The 20,380-nt window shown below is 57.8% G+C and carries 16 protein-coding genes and 1 pseudogene; 4 read left to right on the forward strand and 13 right to left on the reverse strand.

The genetic code is table 11. The features are described 5' to 3' along the window. Window positions 1-67 precede the first annotated feature (67 nt). The gene (locus tag V1587_RS17375) at window positions 68-181 is read left to right on the forward strand and encodes a protein YohO (protein ID WP_202781890.1); all 114 of its coding nucleotides are present in this window, start codon (window positions 68-70) and stop codon (window positions 179-181) included. On the opposite strand, the gene V1587_RS17380 is transcribed toward V1587_RS17375, so the two are convergent. From V1587_RS17380 to bglX, 5 genes are all read right to left on the reverse strand, one after another. After that, window positions 156-893, reverse strand: coding sequence for an ABC transporter permease (locus V1587_RS17380; RefSeq protein ID WP_371897271.1), 738 nt, complete (start codon window positions 891-893; stop codon window positions 156-158). The two genes, V1587_RS17375 and V1587_RS17380, sit on opposite strands and share 26 nt — an antisense overlap. After that, window positions 877-1,827: an ABC transporter ATP-binding protein gene (locus V1587_RS17385; RefSeq protein ID WP_371897272.1), complete on the reverse strand. Its 951-nt coding sequence runs from the start codon at window positions 1,825-1,827 to the stop codon at window positions 877-879. Before V1587_RS17385 ends, V1587_RS17380 begins: the two co-directional genes overlap by 17 nt. Next, window positions 1,820-2,977 carry an ABC transporter permease gene (locus V1587_RS17390; RefSeq protein ID WP_371897273.1) on the reverse strand — a complete coding sequence of 386 codons (1,158 nt, stop codon included), beginning with the start codon at window positions 2,975-2,977 and terminating at the stop codon, window positions 1,820-1,822. Before V1587_RS17390 ends, V1587_RS17385 begins: the two co-directional genes overlap by 8 nt. A 12-nt stretch (window positions 2,978-2,989) precedes the next feature. Then, window positions 2,990-3,907: an ABC transporter substrate-binding protein gene (locus V1587_RS17395; protein ID WP_395314434.1), complete on the reverse strand. Its 918-nt coding sequence runs from the start codon at window positions 3,905-3,907 to the stop codon at window positions 2,990-2,992. A 147-nt stretch (window positions 3,908-4,054) separates the two neighbouring features. Further along, window positions 4,055-6,352 (reverse strand): beta-glucosidase BglX, encoded by a 2,298-nt coding sequence (gene bglX / locus V1587_RS17400; RefSeq protein ID WP_371897275.1) that lies wholly within the window; start codon window positions 6,350-6,352, stop codon window positions 4,055-4,057. Between the two features lie 189 nt (window positions 6,353-6,541). On the opposite strand from bglX, the gene dld reads away from it, so the two are divergent. Together dld and V1587_RS17410 are read left to right on the forward strand one after the other, a co-directional pair. Next, window positions 6,542-8,290, forward strand: coding sequence for a D-lactate dehydrogenase (dld, locus tag V1587_RS17405; protein ID WP_371897276.1), 1,749 nt, complete (start codon window positions 6,542-6,544; stop codon window positions 8,288-8,290). Window positions 8,291-8,402: 112 nt separating this feature from the next. Further along, entirely contained in the window at window positions 8,403-8,957 is a 555-nt protein-coding gene (locus tag V1587_RS17410) for an N-acetyltransferase family protein (RefSeq protein WP_371897277.1), read from the forward strand. A 96-nt stretch (window positions 8,958-9,053) separates the two neighbouring features. Here the strand turns inward: V1587_RS17410 and pbpG are convergent, their stop codons facing one another. Together pbpG and V1587_RS17420 are read right to left on the reverse strand one after the other, a co-directional pair. Next, window positions 9,054-9,977 carry a D-alanyl-D-alanine endopeptidase gene (pbpG, locus tag V1587_RS17415; RefSeq protein ID WP_371897278.1) on the reverse strand — a complete coding sequence of 308 codons (924 nt, stop codon included), beginning with the start codon at window positions 9,975-9,977 and terminating at the stop codon, window positions 9,054-9,056. A gap of 167 nt (window positions 9,978-10,144) precedes the next feature. Next, window positions 10,145-10,732: a Yip1 family protein gene (locus V1587_RS17420; RefSeq protein WP_371897279.1), complete on the reverse strand. Its 588-nt coding sequence runs from the start codon at window positions 10,730-10,732 to the stop codon at window positions 10,145-10,147. Window positions 10,733-10,889: 157 nt separating this feature from the next. Here V1587_RS17420 and V1587_RS17425 point away from each other — a divergent pair, with 157 nt between their 5' ends. Beyond that, window positions 10,890-11,462, forward strand: a complete 573-nt coding sequence (locus V1587_RS17425) for a DedA family protein (RefSeq protein WP_371897280.1) — start codon at window positions 10,890-10,892, stop codon at window positions 11,460-11,462. 429 nt (window positions 11,463-11,891) lie between these two features. Here V1587_RS17425 and V1587_RS17430 read toward each other — a convergent pair whose 3' ends face one another. The 6 genes and pseudogenes from V1587_RS17430 to V1587_RS17455 all read right to left on the reverse strand — a co-directional run bounded on the left by V1587_RS17430 (window position 11,892) and on the right by V1587_RS17455 (window position 20,139). Next, a complete protein-coding gene (locus V1587_RS17430; RefSeq protein ID WP_371897281.1) occupies window positions 11,892-12,656 on the reverse strand; it encodes an SDR family oxidoreductase in 765 nt (254 codons plus the stop codon). A gap of 50 nt (window positions 12,657-12,706) precedes the next feature. After that, the gene (gene mdtQ / locus V1587_RS17435) at window positions 12,707-14,125 is read right to left on the reverse strand and encodes a multidrug resistance outer membrane protein MdtQ (protein ID WP_395314435.1); all 1,419 of its coding nucleotides are present in this window, start codon (window positions 14,123-14,125) and stop codon (window positions 12,707-12,709) included. Window positions 14,126-14,451: 326 nt separating this feature from the next. Continuing rightward, window positions 14,452-15,846, reverse strand: coding sequence for a glycoside hydrolase family 1 protein (locus V1587_RS17440; RefSeq protein ID WP_371897283.1), 1,395 nt, complete (start codon window positions 15,844-15,846; stop codon window positions 14,452-14,454). Window positions 15,847-15,861: 15 nt separating this feature from the next. After that, window positions 15,862-17,825, reverse strand: a pseudogene (gene bglF, locus V1587_RS17445) (PTS beta-glucoside transporter subunit IIABC). A 24-nt stretch (window positions 17,826-17,849) separates the two neighbouring features. Further along, on the reverse strand, window positions 17,850-18,683 hold the full coding sequence (licT, locus tag V1587_RS17450; protein WP_023336336.1) for a BglG family transcription antiterminator LicT: 834 nt from the start codon (window positions 18,681-18,683) through the stop codon (window positions 17,850-17,852). A gap of 166 nt (window positions 18,684-18,849) precedes the next feature. After that, window positions 18,850-20,139, reverse strand: a complete 1,290-nt coding sequence (locus V1587_RS17455) for a carbohydrate porin (protein WP_371897472.1) — start codon at window positions 20,137-20,139, stop codon at window positions 18,850-18,852. Between the last annotated feature and the right edge of the window lie 241 nt (window positions 20,140-20,380).

Genomic DNA, 20,380 nt, shown 5'->3' on the forward strand with positions numbered 1-20,380 from the left:
GCATTTAATGGTTCATTAACAGCTGCGCTTCACCGTATAATTGTTCCGTTAACAACAGGAGCACATGATGAAGGCAACCAAACTGGCCATTATTACCCTTTTTATCCTGATGGCCGTGAGCGGTATCGGCGGCGTGATGTTGGCAGGATACTCGTTTATTGTTCGCGGCGGTGTCGGCTGAGATACAGCGCCAGCCGCTCAAAAAGGCGATCGACGACGATTGCCGCCAGCGCGACCAGCACCGCTCCCTGCACAATATAAGCCGTATTAAACCCGCTTAAGCCGATAACGATCGGCGTTCCCAGCGTATTGGCACCGACCGTAGACGCAATGGTCGCCGTCCCGATGTTAATGATTACCGAGGTGCGGATCCCGGCAATGATTACCGGTGCCGCAAGCGGCAGTTCAACCTTGCGCAGCCGCTGGAAACGACTCATTCCCATCCCTTCAGCCACGCTCAGCACCGACGCCGGTACCGCCGCGAGGCCCGCCAGCGTGCCCTGCAGCACCGGCAATACGCCGTATAAAATCAGCGCAATGATCGCCGGCTGCTGACCAAAGCCCATAACCGGAACCGCTATCGCCAGCACCGCCACGGGGGGAAACGTCTGTCCGATAGCCGCAATCGTCTCCACCAGCGGGCGAAACTCCCGGCCCGCAGGCCGCGTCACCGCGATGCCCGCCCCCACGCCCAGCACAACCGCGATGGCACTGGAGAGCGCCACCAGCCAGAGATGCGCCAGGGCGAGATTAATAAAGCTCTCCTGCTGATACACCGGCCGCGGCAGCCCGGGAAAGAGGCTGTTAAACAGCGCCGCGCTGTGGGGCATCAAAAACAGTAAGGCGACAAAGAGCGCTATCAGCCAGAGGAGCGGATCACGCAGTGCCTTCACGCGTCACCTCCCCGGCCAGCAGATCGCGAAAGTGTAAGGTTCCGCACGGCGCGCCCCGGGCATCCGAAACGGGCAATACCTCGCACTGGCGTGCGACAAACGCGGAGAGCGCATCCCGCAGGCTCATCTGCGCCTGCAGCGGTTCGCCGCTCACCGACACCGCATCCCGACGCATATAGTCGCTGACCGTTCGCAGTGAGAGCAGCCTGACGCCCAACTCGCTGCGGCCAAAAAACTCGCGCACAAAGTCGTTCTTCGGCCAGGTTAACAGCTCAAGCGGCGAGCCCTGCTGCACCACTTCGCCATGATCCATCAGCACCAGATGGTCGGCCAGGCGCAGGGCTTCATCAATATCGTGCGTCACGAGTACGATCGTGCGTCCGAGAATGCGGTGAATGCGGGTCATCTCCGCCTGCAGCGCCCCGCGCGTAACCGGATCCAACGCGCCAAAGGGTTCGTCCATCAGCAACACCTGCGGGTTGGCCGCCAGCGCGCGCGCCACGCCCACGCGCTGCTGCTGCCCGCCGGAAAGCTGATGCGGATAGCGATCGCGCAGCGCGGGCTCGAGCCCCAGCAGCGACATCAGCTCATCAACACGCTCGGCGATTTTCGCCCGCGACCATTTTTCCAGCTGCAGCACGGTGGCGATGTTCTGCGCCACCGTCCAGTGCGGAAACAGGCCGATAGACTGAATGGCATAGCCCATCCGCCGACGCAGCTCCAGCACCGGCAGGCTGCGGATCTCCTCCCCGGCAAAGCGAATCAGCCCGCTGTCATGCTCAACCAGCCGGTTGATCATCTTCAGCGTGGTAGACTTGCCCGACCCCGAGGTGCCTATCAGCACGGAAAACGCCCCCTCGGCAAAGTTCAGGTTCAGGTGGCTCGCCGCGGGGCGACCGGCAAAGGTTTTACTGACATCATGAAATTCAATCATTGGCTCTTCTCCCGAGCAGCGCGAGCCATAAGGCAAACAGTGCGTCGACGACCACCGCCAGCGCAATCGTGGGCACCACGCCCAATAACACCAGATCCAGGGCACTGCTCAGCAGCCCCTGAAACACCAGCGCGCCAAAGCCGCCCGCGCCAATCAGCGCCGCAATCACCGCCATGCCGACGGTCTGTACCGCCACCACCCGCAGGCTGCGCAGCAGCAGGGGCAGCGCCAGCGGGAGCTGAATTTTCCAGAAACACTGCCGGGCGCTCATGCCCATCGCATGGGCGCTTTCCAGCACGTCAGGTGCGACCTGACCTAAGCCCGCAACCACGCCGCGCACCAGCGGCAGCAGGGCATACAGCACCAGCGCGATTAGGGCGGGCGTTAACCCCGTTCCGGCAATACCGAGCGTTCCCAGCACAGGAAATGACTTCACCAGCCCGGCCAGCGGCGCAATCAGCAGGCCAAACAGCGCAACGGAAGGAATGGTCTGGATCACGTTGAGCACGGCAAAGATCCCCCCCTGGCGTGAAGGATGGCGATAGCACCACATGCCGAGCGGTATCCCGATCAGCAGAGCCGGGATCAGCGTGCCGAAAAGGATCGTCAGGTGTTGCGCCAGGGCATCATCAAACACCTCCTGACGGTTGGCGTACTCTTTTAGCAGCGAGAGATTGTTCAGTTCCCCGCTGAACAGCAGGAGTAAAGGAATACACCATATCTGCGCATTGAGCACCCAGCGCCAGACGGCGCTGGCGATGAGTCGACGAATGGCATCGCTGCAGGCCAGCAGACAGAGCGCCAGCCACAGCCACAGACCGCTGCCCACCGTGGTTCTCGCCAGCGGACTTTCCGCCGAGGCCATATGCGTCGCCGCCAGCCCGGCACTCCAGAACAGGATGATAAACAGCCCTTCGGAGAGGAGCAGCGTCAGCCACTGCGCCGGGCGTCCCTGCCAGAGCGACAGGATAACCCACGCGCCAGGAGACGCCACAAGCCACACCGGCGTGAACGACCAGACCTGCCAGAGCGCTTTGCCCTCCCCCGACATCAGGCGGTTTGGGGCAACGTTGACAAACGGTAACGCGACCGCCGCGATGGCCACGCAGGCCAGCAGCAGCAGGACGCGGTTATGACATTTTATTGGCACAGCCTTTTCCCGTTACTTCACAAGCCCTTGTTGCTTCAGGAAGTCGGCGGCCACTTTTTTGGCATCCAGTCCCTCGACGGCAATGCTGGCATTCAACTGCTGCAGCGTTTTTTCATCCAGCTTTTCGAAGACCGGTTTGAGCCATTCTGCAATATCCGGATAGGCTTTCAGCACCGCCTCGCGCACCACCGGGGTCGGCGCGTAAATCGGCTGTACGCCTTTAGGATCGGTCAGGGTTTGCAGGCCGAGAGCCGCCACCGGGCCGTCGGTGCCGTAGGCCATTGCCGCGTTAACGCCGGAGGTTTGCTGTGCCGCCGCTTTGATGGTTACCGCGGTATCACCCCCCGCCAGCGAGAGCAGCTGCGCCTGATCGAGCTTGAAGTCGTAGGCTTTTTCAAACGCCGGCAGCGCGTCAGGACGCTCGATAAACTCCGCGGACGCCGCCAGCTTAAAGTCGCCCTTCTCTTTCAGGTAGCGGCTGAGATCCGCCAGTGTAGTCAGCTTCCCTTTCTCCGCCACGTCCTTGCGCACGGCGATAGTCCAGGTATTGTTGGCCGGCGCCGGGGTCAGCCAGACCAGCTTGTTCTGTTCCGCGTCGAGTTTTTTGACTTTCTCATACCCGGCTTTGGCGTTTTTCCAGGCCGGATCGTTTTCTTGTTTGAAGAAGAACGCGCCGTTGCCGGTGTATTCCGGGTAGATATCCAGCTCGCCGGAGGTAATCGCGCCGCGCACGACGGGCGTGGTGCCGAGCTGAACTTTATTGACGGTTTTCACGCCGTGGCTTTCCAGCACCTGCAAAATAATATTGCCGAGCAGCGCGCCTTCAGTATCGATCTTTGAGCCCACCTTTACCGGCTCCGCCGCCTGTAACGGCAGGCTCAGCGCCGCCAGTAACACCGCAGATCCCAACATCCCCTTTGCAATCGTCATTCCGCTATCCTCATTTTTTTGCTGCCTTTTTCAGAGGCTTGAGAGAAAAGCGTAGCTTAAAACGGCGGAATTAACCGTCAAAATGCCTTTTTAGCATAAGGTAAGACGCCTCCCCCGCAGGACGGGGGGAGGCAAAGGAGGGAAAGGTTACAGCAGCTCGAACTCGCCTTTATTCACGCGGGCGGAGTCCACGCCGATAAAGACGTTAAACTTGCCCGGTTCCGCGTCATATTTCATCTGCTGGTTCCAGAACTTCAGCGCATCCACGTCGATCGGGAAGCTGATGGTTTGGGTTTCGCCCGGCTTCAGGTTGACCTTCTCAAAGCCGCGCAGCTGTTTCACAGGACGGCTCATCGACGCGGTGACATCCTGAACGTACATCTGAATCACCGTTGCCCCTTCGCGCTTGCCGGTGTTGGTCACCTCAACGCTGGCGGTAACTTTGCCGTCACGCTTCAGGCTCGGCGACGACATTTTGACGTCAGAGACCTTGAAGGTGGTGTAGCTCAGGCCGTAACCAAACGGATACAGCGGGCCGTTAGCTTCGTCGAAGTAACGAGACGTGTACTTGTTCGGCTTGTCGGCGTTGTACGGGCGACCGGTATTCAGGTGGCTGTAGTAAACCGGGATCTGCCCGACGGAGCGCGGGAAGGACATCGGCAGCTTGCCCGACGGGTTGTAATCGCCAAACAGCACGTCGGCGATGGCGTTACCGCCTTCGGTACCGGCGAACCAGGTTTCCAGAATGGCGTCAGCCTGCTGGTCTTCTTTCACCAGCGCCAGCGGACGACCGTTCATCAGCACCAGCACCAGCGGCTTGCCGGTCGCTTTCAGGGCGGCGATCAAATCGCGCTGGCTCTGTGGAATGGTGATATCGGTACGGCTGGAGGCTTCGTGCGCCATACCCTGCGCTTCCCCCACGACCGCGACAACGACGTCAGACTGCTTCGCGGCGTTCACCGCCTCGTCAATCATCTCCTTCGGCGTGCGCGGATCGACCTTGACCGCTTCCTCGTACTGGTTGAGGAAGGTCACGATGTCTTTATCGTTGGTGACGTTCGCCCCTTTGGCGTAAACCACTTTGGCATTTTCACCGACGGCACTCTTGATACCGGTCAGCACGGTCACGGACTGGTCGGCTACGCCTGCGGCGGACCAGCTGCCCATCACGTCGCGCTTGCTGTCGGCCAGCGGGCCTACCACGGCAATAGTGCCGGATTTTTTCAGCGGCAGCGTGTCGAGGCGGTTTTTCAGCAGCACCAGGCTTTCGCGCGCCACGTCACGTGCTTCTTTGCGGTGCAGGCGGCTTTCGGCGTTGGTATCTGCCGGGTCAGAGTCTTTCGGACCCAGGTGGCTGTACGGATCGTTAAACAGCCCCATGTCGTATTTCACGTTCAGAACGTGGCGCGCGGCATCGTCCAGCTCCGCCATCGTCACCTTGCCGCTCTTCACCAGCCCCGGCAGGTATTTGCTGTAATACTCGTCACTCATGCTCATGTTGATGCCGGACTTGAGCGCGACGCGCACCGCGTCTTCCGGGTCGGAGGCGGTGCCGTGTTTGATCAGCTCTTTAATCGCGCCGTGGTCGGATACGGTGATGCCCTTAAAGCCCCACTGGTCGCGCAGCACGTCTTTCAGCAGCCAGGAATCAGAGGTTGCAGGCGTGCCGTTCAGCGAGTTCAGCGCCACCATCACCGCGCCGCTGCCCGCGTCCAGACCAGCCTTGTACGGCGGCATATAGTCGTTGAACAGGCGCTGCGGGCTCATGTCGACGGTGTTGTACTCTTTACCGCCCTCCACCGCGCCGTAGGCCGCAAAGTGTTTGACGCTGGTCATCACCGAGTAGCGGTCCGCCGGGCTTTTGCCCTGCATCGCTTCCACCATGGTTTTACCCATCGTGGAGGTTAAATACGTATCTTCACCAAAGCCTTCCGAGCCGCGGCCCCAGCGCGGATCGCGCGAGACGTCCACCATCGGCGCCCAGGTCATGTTCAGGCCGTCGTCCGCCGCTTCATAAGCCGACACGCGCCCGACGGTTTTCACCGCGTCGAGGTTAAAGGAAGACGCTAAGCCGAGGCTGATGGGGAAGACGGTACGCTGGCCGTGCACCACGTCATAGGCAAAGAACAGCGGAATTTTCAGGCGGCTGAGATCCATCACCTGGTCCTGCATCTTGCGGATATCCTGGCGGGTGACGGTATTAAAGATGGCCCCCACCTGCCCGTCTTTGATCATCTCGCGGATGGCCTCTTTCGGGTTATCCGGGCCGACGCTGATCAGACGCAGCTGGCCGATTTTCTCATCGACCGTCATTTTCTTGAGCAATTCCGTGACAAACGCATCCCGCGCTTCAGGCGTGAGCGGGTGATTGCCAAACAAATCCTCTGCCAGCGCAGGTTGCAGCGCCAGGCTGACGGCGACACCTACAGAACATAGCCATTTCATGTCGTTTTACTCTCTCATCAATAACCGCCGGACGATCTCGGCCATACCGTGCGAAAAGCGCAGTGTGCCACAAACCCTCTGAACGTTGCAGGGTTATTCTCTGATTTTTCTCGTGAATACTCGACCGCTTAACAGTTAATCGCGCTATGCTTTACAGCGAGAAATTTGCCCCACCACAAGGAGTGGAAGATGTCTTCTGTTCGAACTGACGATAACAAAACATTTATTAACGAACTGTCGCGCCTGGTTGGCTCCTCTCACCTGCTTACCGACCCGGCTAAAACCGCCCGCTACCGCAAGGGCTTCCGCTCCGGTCAGGGCGAGGCGCTGGCGGTGGTTTTCCCCGGCACGCTGCTGGAGCTGTGGCGCGTGCTGAGCGCCTGCGTCGCCGCCGACAAGATTATTTTAATGCAGGCGGCCAATACCGGCCTGACCGAAGGCTCCACGCCGAACGGCAATGATTACGATCGTGACATCGTGATTATCAGTACCCTGCGCCTCGACAAGCTGCACCTGCTGGATAAGGGTGAGCAGGTGCTTGCGTTCCCCGGCACCACGCTTTACTCCCTCGAAAAAGCCCTTAAGCCGCTGGGTCGTGAGCCGCATTCGGTGATTGGCTCCTCCTGCATTGGCGCCTCGGTGGTCGGTGGGATCTGCAATAACTCCGGCGGCTCGCTGGTGCAGCGCGGCCCGGCCTACACCGAGATGTCGCTGTTTGCCCGAATTGACGAAAACGGCAAGCTGACGCTGGTGAACCATCTGGGCATCGACCTCGGCGTAACGCCGGAACAGATCCTCAGCAAGCTCGACGACGATCGCGTGAAGGACGAAGACGTGCAGCACGATGGTCGTCATGCGCACGATCACGACTATGTGACCCGCGTGCGGGATATCGACGCCGATACGCCGGCGCGCTACAACGCCGACCCGGACCGCCTGTTTGAATCCTCCGGCTGCGCGGGCAAGCTGGCCGTTTTCGCCGTGCGTCTGGATACCTTCCCGGCAGAGAAAAAGCAGCAGGTATTTTATATCGGCACCAACCAGCCTGAGGTTCTGACAGAGATCCGTCGTCATATTCTGGGCGAATTCACCCATCTGCCGGTGGCGGGCGAGTACATGCACCGGGACATTTACGACATCGCCGAGCGTTACGGCAAAGACACATTCCTGATGATCGACAAGCTCGGCACCGACAAAATGCCGTTCTTCTTCACCATGAAGGGCCGTACCGACGCGATGCTGGAGAAAGTGTCGCTGTTCAAGCCCCACTTCACCGACCGCTTTATGCAGAAGCTGGGCAACGTTTTCCCGGCGCATCTGCCGGAGAGGATGAAAACCTGGCGCGACAAGTATGAACACCACCTGCTGCTGAAAATGGCCGGAGACGGGATCGCTGAAGCGCAGAGCTGGCTGACCGAATTCTTCAAATCCGCCGAAGGGGATTTCTTTGCCTGTACGCCTGAAGAAGGCAGCAAAGCCTTCCTGCACCGCTTTGCCGCCGCAGGAGCCGCCATTCGTTACCAGGCGGTGCATTCCGAAGAGGTGGAAGATATTCTGGCGCTGGATATCGCCCTGCGCCGTAACGACACCGAGTGGTTTGAGCACCTCCCGCCGGAAATCGACAGCAAGCTGGTGCACAAGCTCTATTACGGCCACTTTATGTGTTACGTCTTCCATCAGGACTATATCGTCAAAAAAGGGGTCGATGCGCACGAACTGAAGGAGCAGATGCTCGCCCTGCTGCGTGAACGCGGCGCACAATATCCTGCGGAACACAACGTCGGGCATCTTTATAAAGCCCCTGACGCACTTAAGCAGTTTTATCGCGAGAATGACCCTACAAACAGCATGAATCCCGGCATCGGTAAAACAACGCGGAAGAAATACTGGAAAGAGAGCACAGACGCGGAGCAGCGCATAACGCAAGCGTCTGATTAATTCCTACAGCCAAATTTGAGAGATTGTTTAGCGCTCCTTAATCGTAATAGAGTAACCGTCTGACGCCGGAGGAACGTTTCTCCGGCATTCGATAACGAGGAGCAGGCACATCATGTCGGCTATTGATGTTTTATCCGAGACCGAACTGGAAGTGCGCGATGCCCTTCCCGATGATGTGCATGCCATTGCTGCGATCTACGCCTGGCATGTGCTTCACGGGCGCGCGTCATTTGAAGAAGTCCCCCCCACCGTCGATGAAATGCGTCAGCGTATGAAAAGCGTAGCAGAGAGCGGTTTACCGTGGCTTATCGCGCTGTATCGCGGCATAGTGGTGGGCTACTGCTACGCCACCCCTTACCGACCGCGACACGCCTACCGCTATACCCTGGAAGAGTCGATTTACGTGGATGCCAGCATCACCGGGCGCGGTTTTGGTTCGGCACTGATGGATGCGCTGATTGAACGCTGCGAGCAAGGGCCGTGGCGGCAGATGATTGCCGTAGTGGGAGATGGTAATAACAACGCCGGTTCGTTACGCCTGCATAAAAAACATGGCTTCGTGATTGTCGGTCAGCTGCGCAGCGTGGGCTATAAGAAAGGCGACTGGCGGGATACGGTGATTATGCAGCGCCCGCTCAACGACGGTGACTGGACGCTGCCGGAATAAACGCAGTGCGGTCTGGTGCCCTCACCCCGGCCCTCTCCCACAGGGAGAGGGAGAAAACATAAAAAACGGTAACATGCGTTACCGTTTTGCTTTTACCTAATCGTTCTGCGCCGTCGCCATCTGCTCGGCTTTCTGCTTTTTATACGTCAATGCCGCGGCCGGTACAGGCTGCACTTTCCCGGTCTCAATCCAGGTACGCAGGCGGCTCGCATCCGCAAAGTGCGTGTATTTGCCGAACGCATCCATCACCACCAGCGCCACCGGCTTACCGTTAAACACCGTGCGCATCACCAGACAGTGTCCTGCCGCGTTGGTAAAGCCGGTTTTGGTTAGCTGAATATTCCAGTTATCGCGGTAAACCAGATGGTTAGTATTGCGGAACGGCAGCGTATAGGCCGGATTCGCAAAGGTCGCCATCTCTTCACGGGTAGTGCTGAGCTGACCAATCAGCGGATACTGTTTGCTGGCAATCAGCAGTTTCGTCAGGTCGCGCGCCGTGGAGACGTTGTTGATCGACAGCCCCGTCGGTTCAACGTAGTGCGTATTGTTCATCCCCAGCGCTTTGGCTTTGGCGTTCATTGCGCGGATAAAGGCGTCGTAGCCTCCCGGATAGTGGTGCGCCAGGCTCGCCGCCGCGCGGTTTTCAGACGACATCAGCGCCAGCAGCAGCATATTTTTACGGCTGATCTCACTGTTCAGCCGCACGCGAGAGTAGATCCCCTTCATCTCCGGCGTGTGGCTAATATCCACTTTCAGCTTTTCGTCCAGCGGCAGATGGGCATCAAGCACCACCATCGCGGTCATTAATTTGGTAATAGAGGCGATCGGTCGCACCAGATCCGGATGGCTGGCGTAAATCACCTTATTGGTGTTGAGATCGACAATCATCGCGCTGCCGGAAGCAATTTGCGGCTGAGCGGCTGCGGCAACCACCGCAGGCGTTTTAGCGACGGCCGGCACGGCAGCGGACGCACCCAGCAACAGCGCCAGGCTAAGTAAAGAGACTCGGAATTTCAGCATGGTGAGACTTCTGATAATTATTCACGCACGTTATGACGTACACCGCCTGGGTCGACGGATAAACTCAGGCTGGCTTCGGCATCATAGCCGTCAGCGGGCGTTGTCGCCAGAGGATAATCGTGAACAGATGCTGCATTGCTGGCATTTACGCCAGCAATGCAGTGCGTTTAGAAGAGACGGTATCCATAACCCCAGAGAATCACCGTCAGCGCCAGTAGCGCCTCCAGCACCAGCACCCCGATGGCGAGCGTTGAGCTGGAGAAGCTCAGGCCCTCTTCTTTATTGATATTCAGGAAGGTTGGGATCCCCAGATACAGCAGATAACCGGTGTAAAAGAGGGCAATGGTACCGATCAGCGCGCACAGCCAGACCAGTGGATAGAGCGCAACAATACCGCTTAAGAACAGCGGGGTCGCGACATATCCGGCAAAGACCATACAATGCGCCAGCGATGGACGCTGCGGATAGTTACGCGCCATCCAGTGAATGACCCGCCCCATGACCGCCACACCCGCCAGCATCAGGCCATAAAAGACGATGGCCAGATAGAGTCCGGTAAACCAGGAAAGCTGAACCACGGTGCCATCACCGAAGTTCCAGCCGATTTGTGTCGTTCCGATAAAAGCGCATATTACCGGTACCGCAGCCATCAGCAGCACGTGGTGCGTGTAATGATGCGAGACCGTTTCGTTCTCACTTTTAATGACATGCATTTCACGATCGGGATGGGAGAAAAGTCCCCAGACATGGTTCATAGCGCCCCCTTGTTGTCGGCCCGTCAGCGATACCTTAAGTATAATGCAGGCTTTAGATTATTTTATGTACAGTGGGAAATTTCCGTTGATTTCCCCGCTGTTGATTCATGGGGTATATGATTAAACGAGGCACGCAGAGGGAGATAACAGTTACGTAATGGATATTAACGCACTCATTGAGCAATATGGATATGCCGCGCTGGTCATCGGTAGCGTGGCAGAAGGTGAAACCATCACGCTGTTAGGGGGCGTCGCCGCGCATCAGGGGTTACTGAAATTCCCGCTGGTCGTCGCCGCGGTCGCGCTGGGCGGGATGATAGGCGATCAGCTGCTCTACTTTCTCGGGCTGCGCTTCGGGCCAACGCTGCTTAAGCGTTTCGCAAAGCATCAGAAGAAAATCCTCCGCGCTCAGCGGCTCATTCAACGTCATCCCTATCTGTTCGTCATCGGCACGCGCTTTATGTATGGCTTTCGCATTATCGGGCCGATACTGATTGGCGCCAGCCATCTGCCGCCCAAAATTTTTCTGCCGCTCAACATTGTGGGCGCGATTGCCTGGGCGCTGATCTTTACGACTCTCGGTTATGTAGGGGGCGAAGTGATTGCGCCCTGGCTGCATAATCTCGACCAGCATCTGAAGCACTGGGCGTGGTTGATTCTGGTGGTCGTGGCGGTGATTGCGGTTCGACTGTGGCTGAAGCACCGGGAAAAGAGGCGGGATGATGAGTAGCCTGGTTCAGCCTGATGCCCTCACCCACAGGGCTGAGGGTTCCCCAGTAATTTTTTTACCTGAAGCGATGAACACTGCTTCAGGAAAATTAATGGCTTACAGCGACGCCCTGGTCCGGCTGTAAATCGCCGAGGCGTTTCCGTAGGGCCGGGGCGAGGCGCAGGGATGCGCCGAGAGGGCGTGGCCTGCAGGGATGCAGGCTCATGCCCGACCCGATAGCCCGAAGGAATAAGCTGAGGGTACCGCGAAGCGGCGATTTACCGCCGGGAGCCCGGGTCGCCAGGGCGGCGGCGATTGAGCCGCCCTGGCACGTTCACAGGTCATGCTGTTACAGAGTAGCAAAGAACATAAAGTGAACGGAATGACCACTACAGTCGTATGTTCCCCCTCACCCCAGCCCTCTCCCTCAAGGGAGAGGGAGAAAGGTTACTATCCCCCCGGCTTAAACTGCGGGTTCGCCAGCATAAAGCCCCCGTCGACGATAAACGATTGCCCTGTTGTATAGCTGGCGTCGCTGTCGCACAGCCACGCCACCAGGCTGGCAATCTCTTTCGTGTGGCCCGGCCTTGCCAGCGGGATTTCCGGCATTGAACCTTCCTTCACTGCGCTGTCGTCCATATCATTCATCGGCGTGGCAATGGCACCCGGCGCGACGGCGTTCACCAGAATATTGTGCTTAACCAGCTCCATCGCCATGGATTTGGTTAACCCGCCGAGCGCGTGTTTCGCCGCCGTGTAGGCGCTGGCCTCCGGCAGGGGCGTGTGCTCATGTACCGAGGTGATGTTCACAATCCGCCCCCCTTTCCCCTGCTTCACCATCTGCCTTGCGGCAATTTGTGAACAGAGAAACGCGCCGTCCACGTCGACGGTGAAAATGTTCCGCCAGTCGTCAAACGGCATCTCGAGAAACGGCGCTTTGGTCATCGCCCCTGCATTATTGACCAGCACGTCCAGCCGACCAAAACGCGCAATCAGCGTTTCAATGGCCTCAGCGCCTTCCGGCAGCGTGCTTAAATCAAGATGGATAGCCTCCGCGCGCTGCCCCTGCGCTTCGACTTCGCGGCAGGTTTCCAGCGCCCCTTTTTCATCCGAGTGCCAGGTGACGCCAATATCAAACCCGCGCTCGGCCAGCATCAGGGCCGTGGTTTTCCCAATTCCGGAATCCGATGCGGTAACAATCGCTACTCTGGTCATACTCACCTCCTGAAAAACTACAAAGAGGTAAGTATAGATAATGGCCTTTTTTAGCCATGATGATAGCCACCGCCCAGCGCCGACGTCAGCTGCAGCGTGGCGTCGAGATACTGGCCTTTCAGCATGACGCCTTCAAGACGTTCTTTCAGTGCCGGAATTCTGGCTTCGCTGACCCGGGAGCCCGCAACGATCCCCGCGCTGAAACGCGCCTGCGCCAGCGCTACAACCCGCGCCGCATCTTTTTCGACCTCCTGCTGATGGCGGTTCTTCGCCGTCAGCGTTTCGACTTCACTGGCCGTGCGTGCCACCTGATTGACAGCCTCAACCACCGCTTTGTTGTAGTTGGCTACCGAGAGATTATTCTGCGCCTGGGCGATATCAAGGCTGGCGTTCAGCCTGCCGCTGTCAAAAATCGGCAGCGTCAATCCGGCGGTCACGCCCATCTGCTGCGCTGAAGAGCGAAACAGATCGCTCAGATGGAGGGCATCCTGCTGCAGGAACGCCATCAGGTTCACGTCAGGATAGAAAGCCGCTCTGGCGGCCTCCACCTCGCTCATGGAGGCTTCGATATACCAGTGCGCCTCCTGTAGATCCGGACGGCGTGCCAGCAGTTCATAGCCGAGCGTCGACGGTAACGAAGCGTCTACCGTCGGCAGCGCATGGCGCGTAAGCGTTACGGAGGAAGAATTCGTCAGCGCGACCAGACGCGCCTCGACGGCTTTCATCTTCCCGTTGACTTCTGCCAGCTGCTCTTCGGTTTTGTTGGCGTTGATATCGGTTTCCACACCCTCCACGGAGGAGGTGATGCCGTGCTGATACAGTTCGCGATCGGCGCCTATAATGTTGTCCTGCTCATGTTTGATCTGCGCGAGTACCTCCCCTGCGGCGGCCTGCGTTTGCCACTCCCAGTAGAGCCGCGCCACGCTGCTGGCCAGCAGCTGCCGGGTCTGCTCCAGCTCCGCTTTTTGCGCATTCACTTTGCCAATCCGGGCCTCGACCAGGGCGCGATTTTTTCCCCACAGATCGAGATCCCAACCTGCGGTCAGGCCAAAGGTGCCGTTGGTGTACCACGGCCCGGTGGTGCCTGCAGCCGGGTCGGTAAGGGCAAAGGGACCCATCAGCCCTTCGGCGGACATTTTCTGGCGCTCCGCATCGGCGGAAAAATCAATCTGCGGACCGTCTGCCGCCATTACGGCTTTGGCCTGGGCTTCCGCAAGCGTAATGCGCTGACGGGCAATCTGCATATCCGGCGCATCGCTTAATGCTTTCGCAATAAGCCCGTTAAGCTGGGGATCGTTATACGCTTTCCACCACTCATTTTTCGGCCAGTCCTGATGATTCAGAACCGTATTAACCGACGCCGCCGTGGTTTGCTTTTTAATGGGAGACACCGTGGCATGTTCAGGCGCGCAGGCAGCCAGAATAAAAAAGAAGGGTGCGCTCAGAGATAAAATAAGAGAACGTTTCATGACGCCATACACTCAAAAAATAAAGGCGCACGTTACGCTCGATGTTGTTCATTTTTTTAGTAACGCGTGGCAATCCGCAAATTGTCATACATCTTAATACCCGGAAATTTATTCCCATAGAGAATGATTAAATTCAATACATTCACGTCAAATATAAATACGCTGCTACACTTATTCAGGACATACATGAGCGGGAGAAAGAAATGAAAATATTACTGTGGGTTATTTTGATTATATTTCTGATAGGGCTCTTAGTGGTTACCGGCGTTTTCAAGATGATTTTCTGATTCATTTGCCCGGCTCTGAGCCGGGCAACGGCGTTGATATCAGTCTTTCAGCGAAGCGCCTTTCGTGGCAATAACCTCTTTATACCAGTAGAAACTTTTCTTACGGCTGCGCGCCAGGGAGCCTTTTCCGCTGTCATCGCGATCGACGTAAATAAAGCCGTAGCGCTTAGAAAGTTCAGCTTTAGACGCGCTTACCAGGTCGATTGGCCCCCAGCTGGTATATCCCATCACCTCCACGCCGTCGTCAATCGCCTCTCGCACCTGCACCAGGTGGTCGTTGAGGTAGCTAATGCGATAGTCATCCTGCACCACGCCGTCCGCATCCGGTTTATCCTTCGCCCCGAGGCCATTCTCCACGATAAACAACGGCTTCTGATAGCGATCCCAGAGCACGTTTAACAGGGTACGCAGGCCGATGGGGTCAATCTGCCAGCCCCATTCGGAACTTGCCAGATGCGGGTTTGGCACCATGCTCAGGATGTTGCCGCGCGCCTGCTGGTTGAGCGCCTCGTCCGCGGTGACGCAGCCCGTCATGTAGTAGCTGAACGAGATAAAATCGACGGTCGATTTCAGCGCCTCGCGGTCGGCATCCGTTACCTCTAGCTGAATACCGTTGTCGCGGAAGAAACGCTGCATATAGCCCGGGTAGGCGCCGCGACACTGCACGTCGCCAAAGAATTGCCACGCGCGGTTTTCCTGCAGCGTCTCCAGAACATCTTCCGGCTTGCAGGTCAGCGGATACATCAGACCGCCCAGCAGCATGTTGCCGATTCTGGCATCCGGAATAATCTCGTGGCAGGCCTTCACCGCCAGCGCGCTGGCCACCAGCTGGTGGTGGATCGCCTGGTACACCTCCCCTTTGCTGCTGGTTTCCGGCAGGCCCACGCCGGTCATCGGCGCGTGCAGAGACATATTGATCTCGTTGAAGGTCAGCCACAGCTTCACCTTCTCCCTGTAGCGCGTAAACACGGTACGGGCGTAGCGCTCGAAGAACCCAATGGTCTGGCGGCTGCCCCAGCCGCCGTACTGTTTCACCAGCCCCCACGGCATTTCGTAATGCGACAGCGTCACCAGCGGGGTAATGTTGTGCGCGGCCAGCTCGTCAAACAGCCGGTCGTAAAACGCCAGCCCCGCTTCGTTAGGCTGCTGCTCGTCACCGTTCGGGAAGATACGCGTCCAGGCAATGGAGACGCGCAGGCAGCTAAAGCCCATTTCGGCAAAGAGCCTGATGTCTTCCGGGTAGCGGTGATAGAAGTCGATGGCGACGTCCTTGATGCCGCTGTCGCCCGCCACGCGCTCAACCACCGGGCCGAAGACCCCCTGCGGCTGAACGTCTGAGGTGGACAGCCCTTTGCCATCATCCAGATACGCGCCTTCTACCTGATTCGCGGCAACCGCGCCGCCCCATAAAAAATCGTCCGGGAAAGTTTTCATCACATTCTCCTGTTATTAATGGCTTACGCTGAGTAACGGCGCACCGGCACTGACGGACGTTGCCGCCACGGTCACCACGTCACGATACTCATCGCTGTTGCTGATAATGATCGGTGTCGCCAGGTCGTATCCGGCATCGATAATCGCCTGTCGGTCAAACTCCAGCAGCAGATCGCCGGGCTGTACCTTGTCGCCCACCTTCACGTGGGCGGTAAACGGCTTGCCGTCGAGCTTCACGGTGTCGATCCCCACGTGGATCAACACTTCTATTCCGCCGTTGCTGAGCAGGCCGATGGCGTGTTTGGTCTGAAACAGCGAGGCCACCACGCCGGCAAACGGGGCAATCACTTTGTTATCGGAGGGAATAATCGCGGCACCACTGCCCAGCAGGCCGCTGGCAAACGTGGTATCCGGCACCTGGTCGAGCGCAAGAACGGTACCGGTCATCGGTGCCAGCACATCGTTTACACCCGCTGGCGCAACCGCCTCGGGCGCTGAGCGTGCTGGCATGCCCGCCGCCAGCGTCAGGCCGCAGCTCAGCACCAGCGCCACCACCGTACCGATAATGCCGCCCCACAGCGTAGCGTCCACGCCGCCCGGCGGAATCATCTGGGCAATAGTAAAGATATTGGCGAAGCCGAAAGAGTAAACGTGGGTGTCACTGAAGCCGACAATAGCCCCGCCGATAGCGCCTGCCACGCAGCCAAAAATAAACGGACGGCGCAGCGGCAGGTTTACGCCATACACTGCGGGTTCGGTAATACCGAAAATACCTGCCGTCACGGATGAACCGGCCAGCATTTTCTGACGCGCATCGCGGGTACGGAGGAAGATCCCCAGCGCCGCTCCCACCTGGCCGAACACTGCAGGCAAAAGCATGGGCAGCATGGAGTCATGCCCCAGCACCGCCAGGTTATTGATCATCAGCGGCACCAGCCCCCAGTGCAGGCCGAAGATGACGCAGACCTGCCACAGCGCGCCCATCGCCGCGCCCGCCAGCCACGGTGCCAGAACGTAAATAGTCTGATAGCCATTCGCCAACATCTGGCTCAGCCAGGTCGCCAGCGGCCCGATAACGAGGAAAGTCAGCGGCACGGTCACGACCAGACAGATCAGCGGCGCGAAGAAGTTTTTCATCGAGGAAGGCAGCAGCCTGGTGCTCTGCTTTTCCAGCCAGCAGCTGACCCACGCGGCGAGAATGATCGGGATCACCGACGAGCTGTAGTTAAACCAGGTCACCGGGATGCCGAGAAACGCCTCGGAAACCGCCCCCGGCTGCTGGCTGGCATTAAACGCCGCAATCATCATCGGATGGGTGAGCGCCCCGCCGATCACCATGGTAATGAACGGGTTGCCGCCGAACTTTTTCCCGGCGGTATAGCCCAGCACCAGCGGGAAGAAGAAGAACAGCGCATCGCTGGCGGCGAACCAGATTTTATAGGTGCCGCTTTCGGTGCTGAGCCAGCCGCACACCACGGCCAGCGCCAGCAGCCCTTTCAGAATACCGGACGCGGCCAGAATGCCGATAAACGGGGTAAAGATCCCGGAGACAATGTCAATCAGACGGCCCAGCAGGTTCCCCTTTTCACCCTTCTCTTCCACAGCAGGGGCGTCATCCGTAAGGCCTGCTTCATTACGGACAGCCTGCCAGACGTCGTGAACGTGGTTGCCAATCACCACCTGAAACTGGCCGCCGCTTTCGACCACCATGATTACGCCCGGATTTTTCTTCAGCCCTTCTGCATCCGCCCGTTGATTCTCTTTCAGTTTGAAGCGAAGCCGGGTCGCGCAGTGCACAAGACTGACGATGTTCTCTTTTCCGCCAACGTGGCCGAGAATATCCTTCGCTAAAGCCTGGTATTCCATCTCGATTTCCTTACATCCGATGCCCGCAGGCACCTGTTGACTGAGTACAAAAAATAAAAAAACCCGAGAACGGCCTTCTGACGAAGGCCGCGCTCAGGTTTTGCCTGCGTGATGCAGTAACAATCCTGTTTTGAGGCTTAACGCCCCTCTTTTCTCACCCGCTCGATATGAATGGCGAGGAACATAATTTCTTCGGTTGTCAGCTCACGCTGATAGCTTTTGTTCAGGTGCTGCGCGATTTTCTCGGCGCATTTCCACGCTTTCGCGTAGTTGTCTTTTACTGCCGTATGCAGCGAGACATCATCATCTTCCACCACCGTGCGGGTGAGCATCCGCTGGGCAAAAAACTTCAGGTGGGTGACAAAACGCTGATAGCTGAGCGACTCTTCGTCATACTCAAGCTGGAGCTGATACTTCACCAGCTGCAGGATCTCCTGCATCACCCGCGTCACGTGCATCACCTCCGGCATTTCGCTGTTCAGCTGCGCGGTGACCAGATGCAGCGCGATAAATCCGGCCTCATCCTCCTCCAGTTCGACGTTCAGGCGTCTGGCGATAATGGCCCGTGCCTCCTGCCCTAACTCGAACTCCTTCGGATACAGCCGCTTAATATCCCACAGCAGCACGTTTTTGATGGCCAGCCCTTTCTTCTGCCGCTCAATCGCAAAGTAGCAGTGATCGGTGAGGGTGATATACAAACTCTCCTGCAGCTTGCCCAGCCGCTGCGCCGCCAGCCCGATGATGCGGTCGCAGGTGGTCATCACCTCCAGCGGAATTTGACTCAGCAGCTCCCCAAGCCGACGCACCAGTTCATCGCTTTGTAACGCAAACACCTTTTCAACCAACGCGGTATCCAGCGCTTCACCGACGCGCTTCTGAAAGGCCAGCCCACGGCCCATCACCACCTGTTCGCGCCCGCGCTCATCCTGAACAACCACCACGTTATTATTGAGTATCTTGGCGATTTTCATCTGAACCCCAGAAACAAAAAAACCTGACCTCCGGCAGATGCCAGAAAATCAGGTTTTGCCTGCCTAAGCAGTAACAATCCAGTTCTGGCACTCTATCAGTTTCATTCGTAGCCTCAATGCCTCACGCGTCAGAAACGTGACGCGGATCGAACTTGCTGCGGAGATATCAGAAGCTCACCACCGTTTTCAGCTCGGTGACCCAGGCATCCTGGGTGCGACTGACCCCGCCGGGATGGTGCCAGTACTGAATGCCCGGCTGCAGCTCAAGCCATGACACCGGACGAAAACGGTAGTAAAACTCGCCGTTCAGGGAATGGCCCGGCACCGGGTGATATGCCGGATTGTTATAATCGCTTACGCCGCTCACGCTGTTCAGGTAACGCTGGTTGCGGGCGTACTGGCTGCTCATATCAATCCAGGTTAAGCCAAAGCCAATCCAGTCTTCCGGTCGCGCATCAAACAGCCCGCGGTAGCGCAGCGAGGCGGCGTAAACCTGGTGCATGTAGTTAGTGCTCTGATCCGCAAGGCTCATGCTGAACGAGGTGCTCAACCCGCGATTCGGGTCATCCTGGTGCTGCGTAAGCTGCTGGTTCAGCCCGGCGTACATAAACCATGTCCGGCTGTGCGTATCGAATCCGTCCGGGTCCGTCGCCCCCGCCCCACCCGATTTACCGCGATAAAGATCGGTTTGCGGCGCGTTGGTAAACACCACGCCCAGGTTGTAAGCGCCCGGCAGACCGTTAATCAGCGGACGCGCTTCGATTTCAACCGGCAGTAAGACCCCTTTGCTTCCCTTCGTCGACCAGCTCCACGCGTGGCTGCGGCTGGATGCCTGCGGATTTTGCTCCATCACGCCGCCCTTCAGGGTCAGCGTCGGCGTTAATTTATAGGCAAGCGTGGTGCCCCAGGTGTGCACGTTCCAGTTGTTCCAGGTGAGCGAGTTGGCTGACTTACCGCCGCACTGGGACAGCAGCTGGAAATCACAGGGGATAATTTGATCGAAGGTTTGCACCTTGTTCATCATTCCGATGCGCCAGGTCAGACGCCGGTCGTCAAAGCTGCGGGCAAAGGTCAGCCAGCCCAGACGGGTAATCGACTGCCCGCCCCAGCTCTCCTGGGTCAAATCGTTAAAGTTGACGCGCGGGTCCTGCACGCGTTTGGTGGTGAGGTCGTCATTGTGGTTGCGGTTGACGATGTTCCCCTCGATACGCGCGTCCGGGATACCGGTCCAGCGCTCCAGATCCTGGTTGAAGGTCAGCGCGAACTGGTCAATATAGGCTACGTGGGAGTCGTGGTTATAGCCACCGCCGCCGTTCCAGCCAATTTCATTCAGGTATCCGAGGTTGTAGGTAAAACCGTTATCGCTAAGGATTTTACGTATGCCGAGCATTTCGCCGAGAACAGGCTCCGGCGGAGATTCAAACCCTAATACCGTTCCGTTCCAGTCTTGCGCCATCGACAGCGGGGATATCGCCAATAAGGCGAGCGCATAGAGTTTATTTTTATATGCCATAATAACAACCTGTGATTGAGTATTGAGTGCGTAACCGGCCGCAGGAAATTTTTCTATTTCCTGTCGATATTTCATTTTTTAAAAACCCGTAAATAGCGCTAAGCCAAATGTCTCTCCTGCGTAAACGACAGGCAAAAAAAAACCTAAGCGCTCCACAGCGAAAATGCCGTGAAACGCTTAGGTT

It is taken from the genome of Enterobacter sp. ECC-249, assembly GCF_043965265.1.
Lineage (GTDB): Bacteria > Pseudomonadota > Gammaproteobacteria > Enterobacterales > Enterobacteriaceae > Enterobacter > Enterobacter quasiroggenkampii.